The 20,653-nt window shown below is 71.5% G+C and carries 22 protein-coding genes; 16 read left to right on the top strand and 6 right to left on the bottom strand.

Annotated features, from left to right (window positions below; all coding sequences use genetic code 11):
• Positions 1-111: 111 nt before the first annotated feature.
• Genes AB0G04_RS21980 through AB0G04_RS21960 form a run of 5 tightly spaced genes read left to right on the top strand, consistent with a single transcriptional unit; the run spans position 112 to position 4,199 of the window.
• Positions 112-924 carry a histidine kinase gene (locus AB0G04_RS21980; RefSeq protein ID WP_360985541.1) on the top strand — a complete coding sequence of 271 codons (813 nt, stop codon included), beginning with the start codon at positions 112-114 and terminating at the stop codon, positions 922-924.
• Positions 921-1,577 (top strand): response regulator transcription factor, encoded by a 657-nt coding sequence (locus AB0G04_RS21975; protein WP_360985538.1) that lies wholly within the window; start codon positions 921-923, stop codon positions 1,575-1,577. The genes AB0G04_RS21980 and AB0G04_RS21975 overlap by 4 nt, the downstream gene beginning before the upstream one ends.
• Before the next feature lie 19 nt (positions 1,578-1,596).
• A complete protein-coding gene (locus AB0G04_RS21970) occupies positions 1,597-2,736 on the top strand; it encodes an acyl-CoA dehydrogenase family protein (protein ID WP_360985535.1) in 1,140 nt (379 codons plus the stop codon).
• Positions 2,737-2,762: 26 nt separating this feature from the next.
• Entirely contained in the window at positions 2,763-3,206 is a 444-nt protein-coding gene (locus tag AB0G04_RS21965; RefSeq protein WP_360985532.1) for an Lrp/AsnC family transcriptional regulator, read from the top strand.
• 12 nt (positions 3,207-3,218) lie between these two features.
• On the top strand, positions 3,219-4,199 hold the full coding sequence (locus AB0G04_RS21960) for a phosphotransferase (protein ID WP_360985529.1): 981 nt from the start codon (positions 3,219-3,221) through the stop codon (positions 4,197-4,199).
• On the opposite strand, the gene AB0G04_RS21955 is transcribed toward AB0G04_RS21960, so the two are convergent.
• Both AB0G04_RS21955 and AB0G04_RS21950 read right to left on the bottom strand, forming a co-directional pair.
• A complete protein-coding gene (locus AB0G04_RS21955) occupies positions 4,189-4,512 on the bottom strand; it encodes a hypothetical protein (protein ID WP_360985526.1) in 324 nt (107 codons plus the stop codon). The two genes, AB0G04_RS21960 and AB0G04_RS21955, sit on opposite strands and share 11 nt — an antisense overlap.
• 281 nt (positions 4,513-4,793) lie before the next feature.
• On the bottom strand, positions 4,794-5,420 hold the full coding sequence (locus AB0G04_RS21950; protein ID WP_360985524.1) for a TetR/AcrR family transcriptional regulator: 627 nt from the start codon (positions 5,418-5,420) through the stop codon (positions 4,794-4,796).
• 80 nt (positions 5,421-5,500) lie between these two features.
• On the opposite strand from AB0G04_RS21950, the gene AB0G04_RS21945 reads away from it, so the two are divergent.
• Complete coding sequence (locus tag AB0G04_RS21945; protein ID WP_360985521.1) at positions 5,501-6,235, top strand: SDR family NAD(P)-dependent oxidoreductase; 735 nt, start codon at positions 5,501-5,503, stop codon at positions 6,233-6,235.
• Positions 6,236-6,257: 22 nt separating this feature from the next.
• On the opposite strand, the gene AB0G04_RS21940 is transcribed toward AB0G04_RS21945, so the two are convergent.
• Both AB0G04_RS21940 and AB0G04_RS21935 read right to left on the bottom strand, forming a co-directional pair.
• The gene (locus AB0G04_RS21940) at positions 6,258-7,463 is read right to left on the bottom strand and encodes a pyridoxal phosphate-dependent aminotransferase (protein WP_360985518.1); all 1,206 of its coding nucleotides are present in this window, start codon (positions 7,461-7,463) and stop codon (positions 6,258-6,260) included.
• A gap of 44 nt (positions 7,464-7,507) precedes the next feature.
• Positions 7,508-8,077 (bottom strand): TetR/AcrR family transcriptional regulator, encoded by a 570-nt coding sequence (locus AB0G04_RS21935; protein ID WP_360985515.1) that lies wholly within the window; start codon positions 8,075-8,077, stop codon positions 7,508-7,510.
• On the opposite strand from AB0G04_RS21935, the gene AB0G04_RS21930 reads away from it, so the two are divergent.
• Entirely contained in the window at positions 8,076-8,681 is a 606-nt protein-coding gene (locus AB0G04_RS21930; protein WP_360985512.1) for a maleylpyruvate isomerase N-terminal domain-containing protein, read from the top strand. The two genes, AB0G04_RS21935 and AB0G04_RS21930, sit on opposite strands and share 2 nt — an antisense overlap.
• A gap of 37 nt (positions 8,682-8,718) precedes the next feature.
• On the opposite strand, the gene AB0G04_RS21925 is transcribed toward AB0G04_RS21930, so the two are convergent.
• On the bottom strand, positions 8,719-9,426 hold the full coding sequence (locus tag AB0G04_RS21925; protein ID WP_360985509.1) for a class I SAM-dependent methyltransferase: 708 nt from the start codon (positions 9,424-9,426) through the stop codon (positions 8,719-8,721).
• 168 nt (positions 9,427-9,594) lie between these two features.
• Between AB0G04_RS21925 and AB0G04_RS21920 the strand changes: the two genes are divergently transcribed.
• Positions 9,595-9,786 carry a CsbD family protein gene (locus AB0G04_RS21920; protein ID WP_360986030.1) on the top strand — a complete coding sequence of 64 codons (192 nt, stop codon included), beginning with the start codon at positions 9,595-9,597 and terminating at the stop codon, positions 9,784-9,786.
• Between the two features lie 90 nt (positions 9,787-9,876).
• Here AB0G04_RS21920 and AB0G04_RS21915 read toward each other — a convergent pair whose 3' ends face one another.
• Positions 9,877-11,235 (bottom strand): lysine 2,3-aminomutase, encoded by a 1,359-nt coding sequence (locus AB0G04_RS21915; RefSeq protein WP_360985506.1) that lies wholly within the window; start codon positions 11,233-11,235, stop codon positions 9,877-9,879.
• Between the two features lie 138 nt (positions 11,236-11,373).
• On the opposite strand from AB0G04_RS21915, the gene AB0G04_RS21910 reads away from it, so the two are divergent.
• The 8 genes from AB0G04_RS21910 (at position 11,374) to AB0G04_RS21875 (ending at position 20,597) form a co-directional block, all read left to right on the top strand.
• Positions 11,374-12,381 carry an L-erythro-3,5-diaminohexanoate dehydrogenase gene (locus AB0G04_RS21910; protein WP_360986027.1) on the top strand — a complete coding sequence of 336 codons (1,008 nt, stop codon included), beginning with the start codon at positions 11,374-11,376 and terminating at the stop codon, positions 12,379-12,381.
• 5 nt (positions 12,382-12,386) lie between these two features.
• Complete coding sequence (locus tag AB0G04_RS21905) at positions 12,387-13,925, top strand: amidohydrolase family protein (protein ID WP_360985503.1); 1,539 nt, start codon at positions 12,387-12,389, stop codon at positions 13,923-13,925.
• 14 nt (positions 13,926-13,939) lie between these two features.
• The gene (locus AB0G04_RS21900) at positions 13,940-15,472 is read left to right on the top strand and encodes a lysine 5,6-aminomutase subunit alpha (RefSeq protein WP_360985500.1); all 1,533 of its coding nucleotides are present in this window, start codon (positions 13,940-13,942) and stop codon (positions 15,470-15,472) included.
• Positions 15,469-16,200 carry an OAM dimerization domain-containing protein gene (locus AB0G04_RS21895; protein WP_360985497.1) on the top strand — a complete coding sequence of 244 codons (732 nt, stop codon included), beginning with the start codon at positions 15,469-15,471 and terminating at the stop codon, positions 16,198-16,200. Before AB0G04_RS21900 ends, AB0G04_RS21895 begins: the two co-directional genes overlap by 4 nt.
• A complete protein-coding gene (locus AB0G04_RS21890) occupies positions 16,197-16,601 on the top strand; it encodes a hotdog domain-containing protein (protein ID WP_360985494.1) in 405 nt (134 codons plus the stop codon). The genes AB0G04_RS21895 and AB0G04_RS21890 overlap by 4 nt, the downstream gene beginning before the upstream one ends.
• Positions 16,598-17,815: a glutamate mutase L gene (locus AB0G04_RS21885; protein WP_360985491.1), complete on the top strand. Its 1,218-nt coding sequence runs from the start codon at positions 16,598-16,600 to the stop codon at positions 17,813-17,815. The genes AB0G04_RS21890 and AB0G04_RS21885 overlap by 4 nt, the downstream gene beginning before the upstream one ends.
• Before the next feature lie 398 nt (positions 17,816-18,213).
• On the top strand, positions 18,214-19,830 hold the full coding sequence (lnt, locus tag AB0G04_RS21880; RefSeq protein WP_360986024.1) for an apolipoprotein N-acyltransferase: 1,617 nt from the start codon (positions 18,214-18,216) through the stop codon (positions 19,828-19,830).
• Positions 19,827-20,597 carry a polyprenol monophosphomannose synthase gene (locus AB0G04_RS21875; RefSeq protein ID WP_360985488.1) on the top strand — a complete coding sequence of 257 codons (771 nt, stop codon included), beginning with the start codon at positions 19,827-19,829 and terminating at the stop codon, positions 20,595-20,597. The genes lnt and AB0G04_RS21875 overlap by 4 nt, the downstream gene beginning before the upstream one ends.
• Positions 20,598-20,653: the final 56 nt, after the last annotated feature.

Here is a 20,653-nt window from a genome sequence, read left to right as displayed (position 1 = left end):
GAGGGCATCCGCCGCCGGATCCAAACCGGCGGCGGCGTCATCCCGGGGATGTAGGCGGTGCCCACCCCGGGTTGATGCGGGTCCGTGCGCGGCCGTGACAGGGTGTCCGGCATGGAGACGGTGGCGCTCGCGCTGGGCGGCGTGCTCGTACCGGCCTGCGCGGCCGTCGTGGCGCTGGCGATCGCGCTGCGCCGGGCCCGGCAACGCCACGAGCGGGCGCTCGGCGAACGCGGCTGGCTGCTGGAACGCGAACGCGAAGCGGCGGCGCACGCGGCCGTCGGCGAGGAACGCGCCCGGATCGCCCGCGAACTGCACGACATCGTCAGTCACAACGTCAGCGTCATGATCGTCCAGGCGGGCGCGGCCCGGGAGGTCCTGGCCACCATGCCCGAGGAGGCGGCTGCGGCGCTCGCGGCGGTGGAACGTGCCGGACGCGACACCATGACCGAACTGCGGCACCTGCTGGGCCTGCTCGCACCGGACGCCGGCGGCGCCGACGGCAACAGTGATCTCGCGCCGCAGCCCACGCTGGCACGCCTCACCCCGCTCGTCGACCGGATCGCGTTCGCCGGCCTGCCGGTCGAGGTGCGGGTGTCCGGCGAGCCGCGCCCGCTGCCGGCCGGCATCGACGTCACGGCCTACCGCATCGTGCAGGAGGCGCTCACCAACGCGCTCAAGCACGGCACCGGAGGCAAGGCGGAGGTCACCATCCGGTACGCCGCTCACGCCCTGCGGGTGGAGGTGCTGACCACCGGCCCGAGCGTGCTCACCGGCGGTGCCCCGCCCCCGGCCGGTGACGGCGCCGGCCGCGGACTGACCGGCCTGCGTGAGCGGATCGCCGTGTACGGCGGCGACCTGGACGCCCGCCGCCGTCTCGGCGGCGGCTACCGGGTGCGGGCCCGCCTGCCGCTTGATGCGTCATGACCGGTCCGCGCGTCCTGATCGTCGACGACCAGGAACTGATCCGGACCGGATTCCGGCTGATCCTGACGGCCCGCGGCATCGAGGTCGCCGGGGAGGCCGGCGACGGCGCGGCCGCGGTCGAGGCCGAACGCCGGCTGCGCCCCGACGTGATCCTGATGGACATCCGGATGCCCGGCATGGACGGCATCGAGGCGGCCCGGCAGATCCTGGCCCGGACCAAGCGCTGCCGCATCCTGATGCTGACCACCTTCGACCTCGACCGGTACGTCTACGCCGCGCTCGCCGCCGGGGCCAGCGGCTTCCTGCTCAAGGACGTGACCGCCGACCACCTGGCGGCCGCCGTGCGGCTGGTCGGCACCGGGGACGCGCTGCTCGCCCCGTCGATCACCCGCCGGCTGGTGCAGCGGTTCGCCGGCGACGGCGGGACCCCGGCCGTGCACCGCGACCTGTCCGCGCTGACACCACGCGAGCGGGAGGTGCTGAGCCTGCTCGGGCGCGGCCTGTCGAACGCCGAGCTGGCCGCCTCGCTCACCCTCAGCGAGGCGACCGTGAAGACGCACGTGGCCCGGATCTTCTCGAAGCTGGATCTGCGCGACCGGGCCCAGGCGGTGGTGGTCGCCTACGAGACCGGGCTGGTCACCCCCAGCGGTTAACGGGCGTTAAGCTGCCGGTATGACCGTGGATCGCATGCTTCCCACCCCTGAAGCGCACGACCTGCTCGACCTCACCACCGAGATCGCCACCCGCGAGCTCGCCGGCAAGGTCGACGACTTCGAGGCGCGCGGCGAGTTCCCCCGCGAGGTGCTGCGCACGCTGGGACGTTCCGGCCTGCTCGGGCTGCCCTACGACGAGGCCGACGGCGGCGCGGCGCAGCCGTACGAGGTCTATGTGCAGGTCCTGGAGATCCTGGCGGGGACGTGGCTGGGCATCGCCGAGGCGGTCAGCGTGCACACCCTGTCCTGTTTCCCGGTCGCCGCGTTCGGCACCGGCAAGCAGCGGGCCATGCTGCCGGAGATGCTCGGCGGTGAACTGCTCGGGGCGTACGCCCTCTCCGAACCGCAGGGCGGCAGTGACGCGGCCGCCCTCGCCACCCGCGCGGTGGCCGACGGCGACGACTACGTGGTGACCGGCACCAAGGCCTGGATCACGCACAGCGGCCGCGCCGACTTCTACAACATCTTCTGCCGCACCGGCGGTCCCGGCGCCCGCGGTATCTCCTGCCTGCTCGTCGACGCCGACACCGCCGGACTGCTGCCGCAGACGCCCGAGAAGCTGATGGGCCTGCGCTCGTCGGCGCCCGCCGCGCTCGTGCTCGACGGCGCCCGCGTCCCGCGCGAGCGACTGGTCGGCAACGAGAACGAGGGCTTCGCCATCGCCATGAAGGCGCTCGACTCCGGGCGGCTCGGCATCGCGGCGTGCGCCGTCGGGCTGGCTCAGGCCGCCGTCGACTACGCGACCGGCTACGCGAAGGAGCGGGAGCAGTTCGGCAAGCCGATCGGGTCCTTCCAGGGCATCGGGTTCATGCTCGCCGACATGGCCACCCAGGTGTCCGCGGCCCGCGCGCTGCTGCTGTCGGCGGCCCGCCTCAAGGACGCCGGCCGGCCGTTCTCGATCGAGGCGGCCAAGGCCAAACTGTTCGCCACCGACGTGGCCATGAAGGTCACCACCGACGCGGTGCAGGTCCTCGGTGGCGCCGGTTACGTCTCCGACCACCCGGTCGAGCGCTGGTTCCGGGAGGCGAAGGTGCTGCAGATCGTCGAGGGCACCAACCAGATCCAGCGTCTGGTCATCGCCCGGTCGATGACGGGGTGAGTCATGCCGGTCGGTAGGGTGACGCCGTGGAAGAGATCGACCGGGCGATCATCTCGGCCCTGACCGCGGACGGCCGGTTGTCGTACACCGACCTGGCCGAGCGGGTGGGCCTCAGCGTCTCCGCCGTGCACCAGCGGGTCCGCCGGCTCGAACAGCGTGGTGTGATCAACGGCTACACGGCCAGGGTCTCCTACGAGGCCCTGGACCTGCCGCTGACGGCGTTCGTGGCGATCCGCCCGTTCGACCCGTCCCAGCCCGACGACGCCCCGGACCGTCTGGCCCACCTGTCCGAGATCGACTCCTGCTATTCGGTGGCCGGCGAGGACTTCTACATGCTTCTGGTACGGGTGAAGAGTCCCGCCGACCTGGAACGGCTACTGCAGGACATCCGTACCGCCGCGAACGTCACCACCCGGACCACCGTGGTGCTGTCCACGCCGTACGAGAACCGCCCGCCCCGCATCGCCTGACGTCGCTGCCTGATGGAATCCCTGACGAAGAACCGGCAGACCCCGGAGACCCTGCGGGCGATGATCCAGCGCGCCTACGGCCCCGATCAGGTGCCCGGCCAGGACGGCGACTGGTGCAGCGAACTCGGCCACGGCTGGTTCAACGTGGCGTACAAGATCCGGCTGCGCTCCGGCGCTCCCGTCGTCCTGAAGATCGCCCCGCCGCCGGGCGTCGAGGTGATGACCTACGAGCGCGGCGCGATGGCCACCGAGCTGGCCGCGCTGCGGCTGATCCGCGAGCACACGACCGTGCCGGTCCCGGCGGTCGACTTCGCCGACCGCAGCCGCGAGTTGTGCGACGCCGACTGGTTCGCCATGCCGTTCGTCGACGGCGACAACCTCGGCATGCTCCGCGACGCCCTGACCCCGGCGGAGCGCGAGTCCTACCAGGAGCAGCTGGGCGCCGCCACGGCCGAGCTGAACACCATCCGCGGCACCGCTTTCGGCCCGCTGACCGGACCGGGTTCGGCGAGCTGGCGAACAGTCTTCACGTCCATGATCGGAAGCGCCCTCGACGACGGTGAACGCCGCGGTGTCGACCTGGGCCGTTCCTTCGCCGTGCTCCGCGGGCTGATCGAGAGCCACGCCGGCAGCCTCGACGAGGTGACCGAGCCGCGCTTCGTCGAGTGGGACCTTTGGGACAACAACGCCATGGTGCGCGACGGCCGGATCGTCGCGATCATCGACCACGAGCGCGCGTTCTGGGGCGACCCGCTGATCGAGGCCGGGTTCACCGCCGCAGAGCTGCCCGCCTTCGGCGATCCAACGGCCTTCATGCGCGGGTACGGCCACCCGCAGCTCACCCCGTCCGAGCAGGTCAGACGCCGCCTGTACGGCCTCTACCTGGCACTGATCATGGTCGTCGAGACCGAGTACCGGGCGATGACCGACCCCGGCCACCTGGACTGGGTCCGCGCCCGCCTCGACGAGGCCGTCGATCGGCTCACCCACTGACCTCGTACCGGCTCCACACGGTGCCGTGCTCGCCCACGGTGACGTCCACGGTTCTCAGCCGGACCGGCGCGGACCCGGCGCGCAGCAGCGCGCCGTTCAGCCCACCGCCCGCGTGCGAGACCACACAGCGCGCGCCGAGCAGGTCGCCCATCCTGGAGAGCGCCCGCGTGAGGTCGACGCGCTCCGTCCCGGCGATCAGGTAGGGGATCTCCTCCCGGCGCAGACGCGACAGGTAGGCGGGCGGGGTGTCGTCACAGACCACGACCAGCAGGCTGGTGTCCCCGTCCCGCGCCCGTCCACGACGGCGAACCACCGGGCGCTCTCCTTCTCCAGGAAGTCCTGGCGCAGACCTTCCGTGGATGCCGGGGCCGGCAGGTCCAGCGGCCCGGCATCGCCGGCCACGAAGGTGCCGCTTCCCTCGAGCACCACCGTGGGACGGTGCCGCTCCTCGATCCATGCCGCCCCGCGGCCGTGCGATCCTGCTCATCCCGGCACGGTAGCGCCGGCCGTCGATGCTTCGTCAGTGGTGAGGACGATGCCCCCGGTGATGGGGCCGGATCCGGCCGAGGCAGGGGAGGCGGTGGCGGACGGCCGTCACCGGTCGTTCTCGTGCGGTGGCGCGGCCTCCGCCCGTAGCCAGCGATGCAGCGTGTCCAGCGTGACCCGCAACGGCTCGGCGGTCCGGTGCACCTTGCCGAGCAGCAGCGCACCCTGCACCGTGGCGAGCGTGGTGATCGCCAGCTGATCAGGGTCCGCGCCGGCGTGCACCTCCCCGCTGTCGCGCATCCGCCGGAAGACGGCGGCGAGATCGTCACGCCACCGGCCGAACGAGACGGCCAGGTCGTGCCGGGCGTCGTCGTCGTGACCGGCTACCTCGGCGGCGATCGAGCCGATCGGGCAGCCGACGCGGCACTCGTGGTCCTGCTGGAACTCGACGATCTCCTCGAGCCAGCGCCGGAGCTCCGGCCACGTGCCGACCCGGGCGAGGCGCGCCGACTGTGCGTCGACGACGACCTCGGTCTGGTGGGCGATGACCGCGCGGATCAGCCCCTGCCGGTCGGTGAAGTAGTGGTAGAGCTGGCTCTTGCTCGCCCCGGCCGCCGCCAGCACGGCGTCGATGCTGGTTCCCTCCACGCCGCCGGTCGCCATCAGCTCCGCCGCGGCGGCGACGATCCGGTCCCGGCTGTCACGGCCGCGCGCCGTCCGCGGGGTGTTCTGCACGAGGGCAGTCTAACGAACTGGACTGGATGGTCCAAGTTCCGCTAAGTTCTGGACTGAACAGTCCAATAGGGGAGGCAGTCATGGGAACTCGACTCGACGGACGGACCGCGATCGTCACCGGCGCGACAGCCGGCATCGGACGGGCGATCGCCGAGGTGTTCGCCGCGCACGGAGCGTCCGTGCTGGTGGTCGGCCGCGACGCCGGCCGGGCCGGTGAGGTGGTCGACGGCATCAAGGCGGCCGGCGGCGACGCCCGCGCGGTGCTCACCGACCTGCGCCACCCGGACGCCGTGGACCGCGTCGTCACGGCGATGCCCGAGCCGGACATCCTGGTGCACAACGCGGGCGTCTACCCGTTCCGGTCCACGCCCGGCACCGACCCGGAAACCTTCGACGCGGCCGTCGACATCAACCTGCGGGTGCCGTTCTTCCTCACCGCGGCGCTGGCACCGGGCATGGTGGCGCGCGGTCACGGCAAGATCGTCAACATCACGACGATCGGGGCGTACGTCGGCACACCGGTCACCGCGGCGTACGGCGCCACCAAGGCCGGGCTGGAACTGCTGACCAGGGCGTGGGCAGCCGAGTTCGGCCCGCACGGCGTCAACGTCAACGCCGTCGCGCCGGGACCGACCGACAGCTTCGGCATGGCCGGCATGCGCGACGGCATGCTCGCGATGACCGCGGCGGTGCCGGCCGGGCGTCCCGCGCGCCCCGAGGAGGTCGCCGCGGCCGCGCTGTACCTGGCCGGGCCGGACGCCGACTACCTGCACGGAACGACGATCACGGTGGACGGCGGCCGCACGGCCACCTGACCCGCGGCCCGGACGGGGTCGTCTACTGGCGGTAGTGGGCCAGGAAGGAGCGGAACCGGCTGACCGCGTCGTTCAGCACGTCGACCGGGGCGAGGAAGACCAGCCGTACATGATCGGTGGTGTCGATGTTGAAGCCGGTCCCGTGCGAGAGCAGCAGGTGTTTCTGCTCCAGCAGGTCGATGATCAGCCGCTCGTCGTCGCGGACCTTGTGGACGGCCGGGTCCAGGCGGGCGAACAGGTAGAGCGCGCCCTCCGGCTTCACGCAGTCCACGCCGGGGATCGTGGTCAGGGCCCGCCAGGCGTGTTCGCGCTGCTCGTAGAGGCGGCCGCCGGGGGCGATGAGCGCGTTGATGCTCTGGTAGCCGCCGAGCGCGGTCTGGATCGCGTGCTGAGCCGGCACGTTCGGGCACAGGCGCATGTTGGCCAGCAGCTGCAGGCCCTCGAGGTAGTCGGTGTCACGCCCGTCGAAGCCGGTGATCGCCAGCCAGCCGGAGCGGAAACCGGCCGCCCGGTGCGTCTTCGACAGGCCACCCATGCTGATCATCGGTACGTCCGGGGCGAGCGCCGCCGCGGTGTGGTGCACCGCGCCGTCGTACACGATCTGGTCGTAGATCTCGTCGGTGAAGACCAGCAGCCCGTGCCGCCTCGCCAGGTCGAGCATGCCCTCCAGGATCTCCCGGGAGTAGACGGCCCCGGTCGGGTTGTTCGGGTTGATGATCACCAGCGCGCGGGTGTTCGGGCCGATCCGGGCGGCGAGATGCTCGAGGTCGGGCTGCCAGCCGTTGCTCTCGTCGCAGCGGTAGTGCACGGCCCGGCCGCCGCACAGCGACACCGCACCGGTCCAGAGCGGATAGTCGGGGCTCGGCACCAGCACCTCGTCGCCGGTGTCGAGCAGCGCCTGCAGGCACATCACGATCAGCTCGGAGACGCCGTTGCCGAGCATCACGTCCTCGGGCTGGACATCGGTCGCGCCCTGCACCTGGTACTTCTGGGCGACCGCCACCCGCGCCGAGTAGATACCGCGCGCGTCGCTGTAACCCTGCGCGTTGGCGAGGTTGTGCACCACGTCGGCGATGATCGGGTCGGGTGTGCCCAGGCCCCACGGCGCGGGGTTGCCGATGTTCAACTTGATGATCTTGTGACCGGCGTCCTCGAGCGCCTGTGCGCGGCGCAGCACCGGCCCGCGAATGTCGTACCGGACAGCCTTGAGCCGTTGCGCCTGCTTCACCCGGTCACTCTCCCACGTCGCCGACGGACCCCGCGAGACCGAACCTACCTCCCGAAGATCAGGTCCAGCTGTGCCTCGAGCGCGGCACGCGCCTCCCCGGGCGTGTACTGCCCACCGAGCAGATAGACCCCCAGCCCCTCCATCTGGGCGAGCAGGCCGCGGGCCGCGACCTCCTTCTCCGGTACGGGCAGCAGGCTCCCGATGAAGCCGGTCAGCTGCGCCGTCTCGTCGCGCAGTGCCGCCGACGCCGACGGCCGCACCGCCGTGTACGCCAGGAACGCCAGCGCCACCCGCCCGTCCGCCCGGCTCTCCTCCTCCAGCGGCAGCAGCGTCGTGATGATCGTCCGCAGCAGATCACGCGGCTGCGGAGCGTCCCCCAGCGCGCTGACCGCCTCGGTGACCCGCACCTGGTTGCGCTCGCGGACCACCTCCATCGCGAACGTCATCATCTCGTCCTTGGTGCGGAAGTAGTGCTGCACCATCCCGGCCGACACCCCGGCCTCGGCGGCCACGTGCCGCAGACTGACCGCTTCCAGTCCCTGCTCGGCGGCGACCCGCATCAGCGCGTCGGCGATCCGGGTGCGGCGCTCCGTCCGGTCCACCTTCTTGGGCATGACGTACATGATGGGGCACGTGACATCGACAAGTGCGGACCACCTCGACACCGCCGTGGCGGAGATGCTGCGCCTGCTCGTGCCGGTCCAGGACCGCGACTGGGACGTACCCGCCGGCGAACTCGACTGGACCTGCCGGGAGACCGCGGCCCACGTGGCGCACGACCTGCTCGCCTACGCCGCACAGGTGACCTCGGGTGCGCCGGACGCGTACCTGCCGCTGGATCTGGAGGTCCGGCCGGCGACGGCCCCGGATGTGGTGCTGCGCATCGTCGCCGCCTGCGGCGGCCTGCTGAGCGCCGCGCTGCGTACCGCCGGCCCCGGCGCCCGGGCCTGGCACTGGGGGCCGACCGACCCGTCCGGTTTCGCGGCCCTGGGCGTCAACGAGATCCTCGTGCACACCTGGGACATCGCTCAGGGTCTGGGGCTGTCCTGGACCCCGCCACCGGACCTGTGCGCCGCCGTCCTGGCCCGTCTGTTCCCGGACGCCCCGTCCGGCGACCCGGTTCAGGCCCTGCTCTGGTGCACCGGCCGGATCGCCCTGCCGGATCGCCGCCGCCTGACCGACTGGAAGCTCAAGGCCGCGAACGGCGGCCGTACCTGAGGCCGCTTCCGGCCCCGGGCCGCTGCGCGTGCGCCCGTCACGGCCGGCGGGGCGTCAGGGTGGTGCGGACGCACTCGGTGACGTACGGCAGTTCGTAGGTCTCCCGGCCGAGCAGCGCCGGATGGGTGGCCATCAGCTGCCGGACCTGGGCGAGTACGGCCGCCCGCTCGTCGGCCGGCAGCAGGATCATCCCGCTGCGGGAGCCGGCCAGGCCGATAAGTTCGGCGGGCGTGAGCGTCTGAGCCCACCGGAACGCGGCCCGCTCCACCGGCCCGAGCCGTGGTCCGCCGGCCGGGCCGGAACCGCCGATGATGTCGCCGAGCCGGGCCACCCAGTCGGTGCTGTCGTCCCGGACGTTGCGGATCAGCCCGAGCCGCCCGCCCGGCGACAGGACGCGCGCGATCTCCGTCACGGCCCGGTCGGGTTCTTCCCAGCACCACGCCTCGGCGACGATGACGACGTCGGCGGAGGCGTCCGGGAGCGGGATCCGATGGGCGTCGCCCTGGTGTGCGGGGACCTCCGGCCGGGTGCGGCGGAGTTCGGCGAGCATCGCGGGGGACGGGTCGACGGCCACCACGTCGAGCCGGCGGGCCCGTAGCTGCCGGGTCAGGCGCCCGGTTCCGGCGCCGAGGTCGAGCACGCGGGGCGACCCGACGGGCAGGAGCCAGCCGAGAGCGCCCGCGGGGTAGGGGGCATGACCCGGCCGGGCGAGGTGAGAACCGGGCGAACCGCCGAGGTCATGCACCGGTCGATCATAACCGGCATTGTCCTAGGATGCTTTAGGGGATGTGACGTGTTTCAGATGCCCGCACAGCGGGCATAAGTTGATCAACGGCAAGCGAGGCGGCCCGTCGGGTACGGCGCAGGACAGCCGATGACCGACGGCCGCGAAGAGGCCAAGGAGGTTAAACCCATGAGCATCGCCGACAAGGCCAAGAACAAGGCCGAGGAACTGGCCGGCAAGACGAAGCAGGGCATCGGTGAGGCGACCGACAACGAGCGCCTCTTCGCCGAGGGTCAGGCGCAGGAGACGGCCGCGCACGCCAAGCAGGCGGGCGAGCACGTCAAGGACGCCGGTCGAAACGTTCGCGACGCCATCCGCTAGTCGCGCAGCAGACACCGCGGTCAGAAACGGGAGGGCAGGCGCGACTGCGCCTGCCCTCCCGTTCGCATATCACCCGCCGGGCCGGGACGGTCAGGCCTCGGCCTGCTGCTTGCGCCACCAGTCCTGGCCGGACCCGGGGAGCGTGTCGATCGGGTCGTAGTAGGCGTACAGCTTGGAGAGCGCCTCGCTGTCGCCCGCCTCGATGGACGTGCGGTAGTTCTTGGTCCAGTACGAGATCCCGTGCTCGCGGTCGTACTCGGCGACCATGTGCACCCAGCGCTTGCCGACGAACGGCACGTCACAGACGATCCGCGGGGTCGCGTACCCGGGCAGGTACCCCATCAGGTCGTGCTGCAGCTGCTGGGCCTCGTGGACGGCGACGCGCCAGTGCTCGGCGTTGGGGATCATGTCGCACATGTAGAAGTAGTACGGCAGGATGCCGGCCTCGCCCTGCAGCGCGAAGCACAGGTCGAGCAGGTCGGGGGCGGTCGCGTTGACCCCGCGCATCAGCACACCCTGGTTGCGCACATCCCGGACACCGACCTCCAGGAGGGTACGCACGGCGCGCGCGACCAGCGGTGTCAGTGAGTTCACGTGGTTGACGTGGGTGTGCACGGCCAGGTTGACGCCGCGTCGTTCGGCGGTGACGGCGACCCGGTGCATGCCTTCCACGACGTCGTCCTGCAGCCAGTGCTGGGGGAGCCCCATGAGCGCCTTGGTGGCGAGCCGGATGTCGCGGACGGTCGGGACCGAGAGCAGGCCCATGAGGTACGCCTCGAGCTGCTTCCACGGCACGTTGGCGACGTCGCCACCGGAGACGACGACGTCACGTACGCCGGGATGGGCCTTGAGGTAGGCGAGGTGGGCCTCGTAGCGGTCGACCGGCTTCTGCAGCAGTTTGAGTTTGGCGACCGTGGGGGTGCTGTTGCCGACCAGGTCCATCCGGGTGCAGTGCCCGCAGTACTGCGGGCAGGTGGAGAGCAGCTCGGCGAGGACCTTGGTGGGGTAGCGGTGGGTGAGGCCCTCGGCGACCCACATGTCGTGCTCGTGCAGGGAGTCGCGGGTGGCGTGCGGGTGGGACGGCCAGTCCGGGTGGCGGTCACTGGCGACCGGGATCATGTAGTTGCGGATCGGGTCGGCGTAGAACGACGCGGTGTCCGGGGTCCGGCCGGGGACCATCGTGTTGATCATCTGGGGCGGGATGAGCATCGACATCGTCGCGTGCTGCCGCTGGTCGGTTTCCAGGTCGGTGTAGAAGCTCTCGTCGACGAGGTCGCCGAGGACCGTACGCAGCTGCTTGATGTTCTTGACGCAGTTGACCCGCTGCCATTGCGCGGACTGCCACTGCTGGGCCGTCACGTCGCGCCAGCCGGGGAACCGGGTCCAGTCGGGCTCGATCAGTTCACGCCGCTGGTATTCGTACGGCTGGCCCGTCACGTCGTCGGTCACCGGTTCCTCCCTCGTTCGGTTCGGATCAAGCTACCGGAGAATCTCCGGTCTAGTAACCATGTATACGCAGGATTTACGGCGAAGGCTGCTGTGTGAGAGTGTTTTTAATGCCTGAAGATCGTGAGGAGCTTGAGCATGGTGGGGTTGCGGCGGGTACTCGAACCGGTCGGCGTGCTGCCGCAGGCGGCGTGGAAGCTCGACGCGTCGCCGGAGATCGGACCGGACGAGACGCGCATCCGGGTGCAGCGGCTCAACCTCGACGCCGCCAGCTATCGGCAGCTGGCCGGCAAGCATGCGGGCAACGGCGACGCGATCCGGGCCGAGGTGCTGGAGATCGTCGGGACGCGCGGCAAGATGCACAACCCGGTCACCGGTTCCGGCGGCATGCTGATCGGGGTGGTCGAGGAGGTCGGGCCGGAGTCGCCGCTGCCCGTCAAACCGGGGGACCGGGTCGCCACGCTGGTGTCGCTGACCCTGACGCCGCTGCGGATCACCGACGGGCTGACCCGCTGGGACGGCCTCAGTGAGCAGGTGCCGGCCGAGGGCACGGCGATCCTGTTCGGGCGTTCCATCGTCGGCGTGCTGCCCGACGACCTGCCGCCGGAGCTGGCCCTCGCCGTCTACGACGTGTGCGGGGCGCCGGCCCTGACCGATCGCATCGTGCGCAGGTACCCGGCCGGCGCGACCGTGGCGGTGCTCGGTGGTGCCGGGAAGAGCGGATCGCTGACCCTTGCCGCGGCACGGCGCGCGGGGGCCCGTACCACAGCGATCGTGGTGAACGAGGCCGAGCGGGACGCGCTGGTCGAAGCCGGGCTGGCGGACGAGGTCGCGATCGCCGACGCCCGCGATCCGGTGGCGGTGAGCAGGGCCGTCGGGGAGCCTGCCGACGTGACCGTCGTCTGCGTGGACGTGCCCGGCTGCGAGCACGGGGCGATCCTGGCGACCGCCGAGGGCGGCACCGTGATCTTCTTCTCGATGGCGACGAGTTTCCCGGCCGCGGCGCTCGGTGCCGAAGGGCTGGCCGCGGACGTGACGATGCTGATCGGCAACGGGTACGTGCCGGGACACGCCGAGTTCGCGGTGGACCTGCTGCGGCAGGTTCCCTCGGTCCGGGCGTTGTTCGAGGCGCGGCTGGCGGCAGACTGACGTTCATGACGAACACTCCCTCGGTCCGCTACGTCAACGGCCGGTTCTACTCGGCCGCGGAACCCCGCGCCACCGCCATGGTCACCAGCGGCGACACGATCGCCTGGCTGGGTGACTCCGCCGACGCCCCGTCCGCCGACGTGACCGTCGATCTGGACGGTGCGCTGGTCACGCCCGCTTTCGTGGATGCGCACCTGCACGTCACGGACACCGGTCTGGCGTTCGACGGCCTGGACCTGTCGGCGGTGCGGTCGCCGGGCGAGCTGCTGGAGAAGGTGGCGGCGTTCGCGGCGACGCGCCCGGCCGACGGAGTGGTGCACGGGCACGGCTGGGACGAGTCGACGTGGTCCGACCAGACGCCGCCGACCGCGGCCGAGCTGGAACGGGCGGCGGAGGGCCGGCGGGTGTACCTGACCCAGGCGTCGGTGCATTCGGCGCTGGCGTCGTCGGCGCTGCTGCCGGCGGCCCTGGGGGTGGAGGGCTACGACGAGTCCGGCTGGGTGCGGGAGGCGGCCCATCATGCGGTACGCGCCGTCGCGCTCGGCTCGCTGACGGCGGCGCAGCGGACCACGGCGCAGACCACCGCACTGCGGCGGGCGGCGTCGGAGGGTATCGCCGCGGTGCACGAGTGCGCCGGTCCCGGCACGTCGAGCGAGGACGACTTCGTGTCGGTGCTGGCGCTGTCCGGCCAGGGCCTGCCGCGGGTGTTCGGGTACTGGGGTGAGCTGGGCGGTGCGGACCGCGCCAGGGAGCTCGGTGCGCACGGCGCGGCCGGTGACCTGTACGCCGACGGGGCGTTCGGTTCGCGGACGGCGTCGGTGCGGCACGCGTACCTCGACGGCGACCACGGGTGCGGTGAGGCGTTCCTGACCGCCGAGCAGGTCGCCGGGCATCTGCTGGACTGCATCCGGGTCGGTTTCCAGGGCGGTTTCCACGCGATCGGCGACGCCGCCATCGAGACCGTGCTGGAGGGTTTCGCGATCGCCGCCAAGAGCGTCGGCGTGGACCGGCTGCGCGAGGGGCACCACCGCATCGAGCACGTCGAGCTGATCGACAAGCCGATGATCGCCCGGATGGTGGAGTTCGGGGTGATCGCCTCGGTGCAGCCGGTCTTCGACGCGCTGTGGGGTGGCACCGACCGGATGTACGCGCAGCGACTCGGCGTGGAGCGGGCGATGGCCACCAACCCGATCGGGGCGATGCACGCGACCGGGGTGGCGCTGGCGTTCGGTTCGGATTCGCCGGTGACGGCGCTGGACCCGTGGGCGACGGTGGTGGCGGCCGCCGCCCCGCGCAACCCGCGTTACCGGATGACGGTGCGGTCGGCGTTCGCGGCGAGCAGCCGGGGTGGCTGGCGTGCGGCCGCGGTCGGCGGCGTGGGTGTGCTCAAGCCGGGCTCGTCGGCGACGTTCGCGGCCTGGGAGACGCCGTCCGGCCTGGTGGACGGGCTGCCGGCGCTGCTGCCGGACTCCGACGGCGCCGAGCCGGCCCGGCCGGTCTGCGTGCGCACGGTGCTGCACGGCGACACGATTTTCGAGAGGTAACAGGAGGCGTTTCGTTGGCCGGGAAGCTGGATCTGGATGCGACCGTGGTCGCGCGGGCAAGGGCGCTCGCCGCACGGGCGGGGCAACCGGTCGTCGACCTGGCACGGTCGCACACGACCGTGTCGGTGGAGCGTGCGGTGCTACGGCTGGCCGGGGTGACCGGGGCCGACCCGGACGGCATCCCGTGGGTGAACCGGCTGGTTGACGCGGTGCGTGCGGATGTCGGGCTCGGTCACGGCGTGGCCGTCCCGGTGTTCCACGCGATGGAGACGACGGGTGTGGAGGACATCACGGTCCTGGCGCAGAAGGCCGCGGCCGGGTCGGTGCGGTTCACCATGCCCGATCGGCCCGCGAAGGCCAGGCAGCGCGCCAGGCGGGCCACTGCGGCCGGTCTGCGGGCCATCGACCGGCGGCGGGCCGAGCGGGACCGGCTGATCAAGCGGCTCGGTGACCCGAAGCAGCGCCCGTGGATCTACCTGATCGTCGCGACCGGGGACATCTACGAGGACATCCCGCAGGCTCAGGCCGCGGCGCGAGCCGGTGCGGACGTGATCGCGGTGATCCGGTCGACCGGTCAGTCCCTGCTGGACTATGTGCCGGAGGGCGCGACCCGCGAGGGGTTCGCCGGCACGTACGCCACGCAGGAGAACTTCCGTCTGATGCGGGCCGCGCTGGACGAGACGTCGAAGGAGGTGGGCCGCTACGTGCGGCTCACCAACTACGCGTCCGGGCTGTGCATGCCGGAGATGGCGACACTGGCCGGGCTGGAACGCCTGGACATGATGCTCAACGACTCGATGTACGGGATCCTGTTCCGCGACATCAACCCGATCCGTACGTTCGTGGACCAGCGGTTCTCCCGGCAGATCCACGCCCGCGCCGGGATCATCATCAACACCGGCGAGGACAACTACCTGACCACCGCCGACGCGGTCGAGGCGGCGCACACGGTGACGGTCTCCCAGTTGATGAACGAGTTCTTCGCCCACGAGGCCGGCCTCGAGGACTGGCAGCTCGGGCTGGGCCACGCCTTCGAGATCAACCCGGAGGTGCCGGAGTCGTTCCGCCTGGAACTGGCGCACGCGTTGCTTGCCCGGGAACTGTTCCCGGACGCTCCGCTGAAATGGATGCCGCCGACCAAGCACATGACCGGCGACGTCTTCCGCGGCAACCTGCTCGACGGCTTCTTCAACCTGGCCGGCGCGCTGACCGGCCAGGGCATTCTGCTGGTCGGCATGATGACCGAGGCGGTCGTCACGCCGTGGCTGTCGGACCGTGACATCGCGTTGCAGAATGTCCGCTACGTGCTCAACGGCGCCGGCAACCTGCACGAGGACTTCACGCCGGGACCGTTCATCCGCGGCCGCGCCAACCAGGTCCTGTCCGAGGCCATCGACCTGCTGGAGCGCATCGTCGACGACGGCATGCTGAACGCGATCGCCGATGGCACCTTCGGCATCATGAAGCGCCCCGCCGACCGGGGCAAGGGCCTCGACGGCGTCGTGAGAATCGATGAGGACTACTACAACCCGGTGGTGACGTCATGATCGTTCGCCCTTATGGGGACACCACCGGCGACGGCATGGTGCAGCTGTCCTTCACCCTGCCGATCCCGCACGACAAGCGGGCCGAGGGTGCCGCGCTGCAGCTGGCGAACAAGATGGGCATGGACCCGGCGATGCTGGTGCACGCCAAGCCGATGGGTGACGGGTTCACCTTCTTCGTCGTCTACGGCAAGGTCGGTCATCTCGTCGACACCGACAAGGTGCAGGTCGTCGAGCGTGACTATCCGCTGCTGAGCGCCAAGGAGGTCAACGCGGCGATCAAGCGGGGCCTGCGGCGGCGGCTCAACGTGGTCGGTGCCTGCATCGGCACCGACGCGCACACCGTCGGCATCGACGCGATCCTCAACCTCAAGGGCATCGCGGGGGAGAAGGGCCTGGAGTACTACTCCGAGCTGTCGGTCACCAACATGGGCGCCCAGGTGTCGGTGCCCGACCTGGTGGAGACGGCGCGCGAGAAGAAGGCCGACGCGGTGCTGGTCTCGCAGGTGGTCACCCAGCGTGACGCGCATCTGCAGAACACCAGGGCCATGTCGGCGGCGTTCCGGGAGGCGCTGCCGGCCGGTAAACGGCCGCTGCTGATCGTCGGCGGGCCACGTTTCGACGAACTGATGACGTCCGAACTCGGCGTCGACCGGATCTTCAGCCGCGGCACCACGCCCCGCGAGGTCGCCTCCTATCTCGTTCACGCCCTCGTCGGGAGCAGCAAATGATCACTGTGACGCATCGCCGGTACGTGCCCTACTCGCACGCCCACTACGCCGGGAACCTCGTCGACGGGGCGTACTCGCTCGCGGCGTTCGGGGACGTGGCCACCGAGATCTGCATCCGGCTCGACGGTGACGAGGGGCTGTTCGCCTCCTACGACGACGTGCAGTTCAAGGCTCCGGTCCGGGCCGGGGACGTGCTGGAGATCAGCGGCACGGTGACGAAGATGGGCACCCGCTCGCGGAAGATCGCCTTCGAGGTGCGGGTGGTGTGCCGGGGCACGTCCGGTTCGGCGGCCGAGGTGCTGGCCGAGCCGATCGTGGCGACCAGCGCGGTGGGCACGGTCGTGGTGCCGCCGAAGCCGATCGCCGCACCCGCCGCGGCCGAGGTGCCGCCGCAGCTGTGAGGACCGCCGTCTGCGTGGACGTCGGGTCCACGTACACGAAAGCCGCCAAGATCGATCTGGACGGCGCGGAACTGATCCACCGTGCTGAGGTGCCGACCACGTCGTCCTCGGACGTCCTGGAGGGCCTGGACGCCGCGGTGGCCGCCGTCGGTGGCGGCGACGACCTCTACGTCTGTTCCTCGGCCGGTGGCGGGCTGCGTCTGGCCGTCATCGGCTACGAGCGGCTGGTCACCGCCGAGGCCGGGCACCGGGTCGGCCTGTCGGCCGGTGCGCAGGTGGTCCACGTGGCCGCCGGGCCGATGTCCGGCCCCGACCTGACGCGGCTGCGGGCCGCCCGCCCGGACGTGCTGCTGCTGGCCGGCGGCACCGACGGCGGTGACGGCGACACGCTGCTGCACAACGCCCGGCGGCTGGCCGCGGCACGGATCCGCGTTCCGGTGGTCCTTGCGGGCAATTCATCGGTACGCGACGAAGCCCTCACGCTGCTGCACGCCCGTGGTGTGCCGGTGACCCCGGCCGCGAACGTGCTGCCACGGATCGGGGTGCTGGACCCGCTGCCGGCCCGCGCCGCGATCCGTGACGTGTTCCTGCGGCACGTGATCGGCGGGAAACGGCTGTCGCGGGGCACCCGGTTCACCCGGCTGGTACGTGCCGCGACCCCCGACGCGGTGCTGGCCGGTGTCGAGGTGCTGGCCGACACCACCGGCTACGGGATCCTGGTCGTCGACGTAGGCGGGGCCACCACCGACGTGTACTCGGCGCTGGTGCCGGACGCGGAGGAGGAGACCGGCCCGCGTCGTGACGTGGCCGGCACCCTGTGGCGCTCTCGCACCGTCGAGGGCGATCTGGGGGTCGCCGTCGGCGCGGACGGCACCCGTGCGGCGGCGGCGGCCGAGAAGCTGCCCGCCCCGGACGGCGACCGGGAACTGGCGGCGGCGGCCGCGGTGGTGGCGATGCGCAGGCACGCCCGCGGCCGTCCCGGGCTACGTGACGTACGTCTCCTTATCGGCTCCGGAGGAGTACTGCGGCACGGTGGCGGGGAACGCGTGCTGAACGCGGTACTGGCCGATGTGGGCGGTGGCTGGGCGCCCCCGGAACAGGCCCGCGCCGTGGTTGATCAGCAGTACGTCCTGGCGGCCGCCGGGCTTCTCGCGGCCGATCATCCTCAGGTGGCGGCACGGCTGCTGGGTAACTCGATCCGGTACGGAGAATGACACGCCGATGAATGAGACACGCCAGGACACGTGACACCCGGTTGACAGACAGGCGGGGGTGAGACGTACCGTCTTCAGGTCCTGTTCCACGTGTCCTCACCCACTGGCCGCAGTCCCCGCAGGGGTCGCGCGTTCTGCCAGGTCCAGGGGGTGGGCGACGCAGACGGCACGAGGCGGGCCACGCACGGGTGGCCCCTCCGGAGGCCGGGGCCATGACCAGTAGACAACGGCACGACGCGGGCAGCCGGCACGCGGCGGGTCGGTCCGAAGGTCATGGCGAGTCCGCCGGATCACACCGGCCGTGAAGAGGGCGGAAGCACTCGAGGGGCGTGGTCGAAACTGTGACCGCGCCCCTCCGTCGTCCCTGCTCACCGGCGGGTAGCCTGCCTGGCGTGGAAATGACTATGCCGCCGCCGGTGCGGTCCGAGCCGGGACCCGCGGCGCAGACGCCCGGGCGCCCGCTGCGGCTGCCGGTGGCGGTGGTGCTCGCCGTCGCCGCGGGTGCGGCCCTGCTGCTCGCCCTGCCGCCGTACGACCTGTGGTGGCTGTCCCCGGCCGGGGTGGCGCTGCTCGCCGCCGCCGTGCACCGGCGGCGCCTGCGGGCCGGGCTCGGTCTCGGGTTCCTCGCCGGGCTGGCGCTGTTCGTGCCCCTGCTCGACTGGACCGCGATCGCCGCCGGCTGGCTGCCGTGGATGCTGCTCTCCTTCGCCCAGGCCTTCTACGTGGGTCTGGCGGGGCTGGCCGGGGCGTGGCTGTCGCCGGTCACCGACCGGTGGCGGGGCTCGTGGCCACTGCTGACCGGGCTGATCTGGACCACCCAGGAATTCCTGCGCGACCGCACCCCGTTCGGTGGATTCCCGTGGGGGCGGCTCGCGTTCAGCCAGGGCGACGCGCCGGTGCTGCGGCTGGCCGCGTGGGGCGGCGCCCCGCTCGTCACGTTCGTCGTGGCCGTCACCGGCGGCGCCCTGGTCGCGCTGGCCTGGCGGCACTGGACCCGAGCCGGCCTGCTCGGAGCGGCCGGGTTCGCGGCCACCGCCGTCGTGCTGACCCTCGCCCCGGCGGCCGTGCCGCTCACCGCACCGGCCGGCGCGTCCACCACCGTCGCCATCGTGCAGGGCAACGTGCCGCGGCTCGGCCTGGACTTCAACGCCCAGCGGCGCGCCGTGCTCGACAACCACGTCAACGCCACCCTCGGACTGGCCGCCGACGTGGCCGCCGGCCGGCAGAAACAGCCCGGCCTCGTGGTGTGGCCGGAGAACTCCAGCGACATCGACCCCCTGCGCAATGACGACGCGGCCGCGCTGATCCAGTCCGCCGCCGACGCGATCAAGGCGCCGATCCTGGTCGGCACCCTGCAGCGCACCGACGTGGCCGGCGACTTCTACAACGTGGGCATCCTGTGGCGGCCCGCGGGTGCCGGTCCCGACCTGGACCAGCAGTACGCCAAACGCCACCCCGTGCCGTTCGCCGAGTACATGCCGATGCGTTCGGTCGCCCGGCTGGTCAGCGACAAGGCCGACCTGGTCCGCAACATGCTCGCCGGTGACCGGCCGGGTGTCGTCGACACCGGCGCGGCCGTGCTGGGCGACGTGATCTGCTTCGAGGTCGCCTACGACGACATCGTCCGCGACACCGTCGACGGCGGCGCGCAGATCCTCGCCGTGCAGACCAACAACGCCACCTTCAACGAGGCCGAGGCCCGTCAGCAACTGGGCATGGTCCGGCTACGGGCCGTCGAGCACGGCCGGGAGGCTCTCATGGTCTCCACGGTCGGTGTGTCCGGCTTTGTGGACGCCCAAGGTGCTGTATACGGTGCGACCGGTTTCAACACCGCTGCTGTGGTGGTGCGTGACATACACCTGGACGGACCGCGTACGCTGGCGACTCGTTCGGGCATCTGGCCCGAGGTGTCGATCGTCTTTGGTACGGTCGTCGCCCTCCTCGTCGCGCTGCCCCTGCGCCGCCGGCGGGCGATAATCGACAGTGGCGACGTGACGGGTTCGGAGGAACGGTGAGCGAGGCGGAAGGTTACCCGGGAGTGGGACGGGTCCTCGTGATCATCCCCACGTACAACGAGGCGGACAACGTCCGGGGGATCACCGAACGGGTCCGTGCGGCGACGCCCGCCGTCGACATCCTGATCGCCGACGACAACTCCCCGGACGGCACCGGCGCCATCGCTGACGAGCTTGCCGAGGCCGACGAGCAGATCTTCGTCATGCACCGGGCCGGCAAGGAGGGCCTCGGAGAGGCCTACAAGGCCGGCTTCCAGTGGGCCAAGGACAAGGGATACGACGCGGTCGTCGAGATGGACGCAGACGGCTCGCACGCTCCCGAGGAGTTGCATCGGCTGCTCGACGCGCTCGCCGACCACGACGCCGTCATCGGGACCCGCTACATCCCCGGTGGCACCGTGCACAACTGGCCGCTGCGGCGCCTGCTGCTGTCGCGAGGCGGCAACCTGTACATCCGGATGGCGCTGGGCATGCCGTTCAAGGACGCCACCGCCGGATACCGGGCTTACCGCATCGCCGTGCTCGACAAGATCGACGTCGCGACGATCGCCTCCACCGGCTACTCGTTCCAGGTCGAGATGACCTGGCGGTCGTACCGGCAGGGGTTCCGGATCATCGAGGTGCCGATCACGTTCACCGAGCGGGAGGTCGGTGTCAGCAAGATGAGCGGCAACATCTTCAAGGAACAGCTGCTGAGGGTGACCCTGTGGGGCGTGCAGGCCCGCAAGGAGAGCCTGCTCACGCTGGTCGGCCGCAAGTCCCGCTGAGGACGTTTCCGGCTTCCGGCTCCTGCGCTGAGCTGCCTCCGGCTCCCGGCTCCCGC

Source organism: Actinoplanes sp. NPDC023801 (assembly GCF_040639655.1).
In the GTDB taxonomy this organism is placed as follows: domain Bacteria; phylum Actinomycetota; class Actinomycetes; order Mycobacteriales; family Micromonosporaceae; genus Actinoplanes.
Note: the sequence above shows the minus strand (reverse complement) of the source record. Positions and strands in the feature narration are given on the sequence as shown.

Bases quoted from the DNA above. Each gene is read 5' to 3' on its own strand.
- AB0G04_RS21975 (WP_360985538.1), top strand. From the start codon at position 921: ATGACCGGTCCGCGCGTCCTGATCGTCGACGACCAGGAACTGATCCGG.
- AB0G04_RS21960 (WP_360985529.1), top strand. From the start codon at position 3,219: ATGGAATCCCTGACGAAGAACCGGCAGACCCCGGAGACCCTGCGGGCG.
- AB0G04_RS21935 (WP_360985515.1), bottom strand. From the start codon at position 8,077: ATGCCCAAGAAGGTGGACCGGACGGAGCGCCGCACCCGGATCGCCGAC.
- AB0G04_RS21970 (WP_360985535.1), top strand. From the start codon at position 1,597: ATGACCGTGGATCGCATGCTTCCCACCCCTGAAGCGCACGACCTGCTC.
- AB0G04_RS21905 (WP_360985503.1), top strand. From the start codon at position 12,387: ATGACGAACACTCCCTCGGTCCGCTACGTCAACGGCCGGTTCTACTCG.
- AB0G04_RS21980 (WP_360985541.1), top strand. From the start codon at position 112: ATGGAGACGGTGGCGCTCGCGCTGGGCGGCGTGCTCGTACCGGCCTGC.
- AB0G04_RS21920 (WP_360986030.1), top strand. From the start codon at position 9,595: ATGAGCATCGCCGACAAGGCCAAGAACAAGGCCGAGGAACTGGCCGGC.
- AB0G04_RS21895 (WP_360985497.1), top strand. From the start codon at position 15,469: ATGATCGTTCGCCCTTATGGGGACACCACCGGCGACGGCATGGTGCAG.
- AB0G04_RS21890 (WP_360985494.1), top strand. From the start codon at position 16,197: ATGATCACTGTGACGCATCGCCGGTACGTGCCCTACTCGCACGCCCAC.
- lnt (WP_360986024.1), top strand. From the start codon at position 18,214: ATGACTATGCCGCCGCCGGTGCGGTCCGAGCCGGGACCCGCGGCGCAG.
- AB0G04_RS21930 (WP_360985512.1), top strand. From the start codon at position 8,076: ATGACGTACATGATGGGGCACGTGACATCGACAAGTGCGGACCACCTC.
- AB0G04_RS21945 (WP_360985521.1), top strand. From the start codon at position 5,501: ATGGGAACTCGACTCGACGGACGGACCGCGATCGTCACCGGCGCGACA.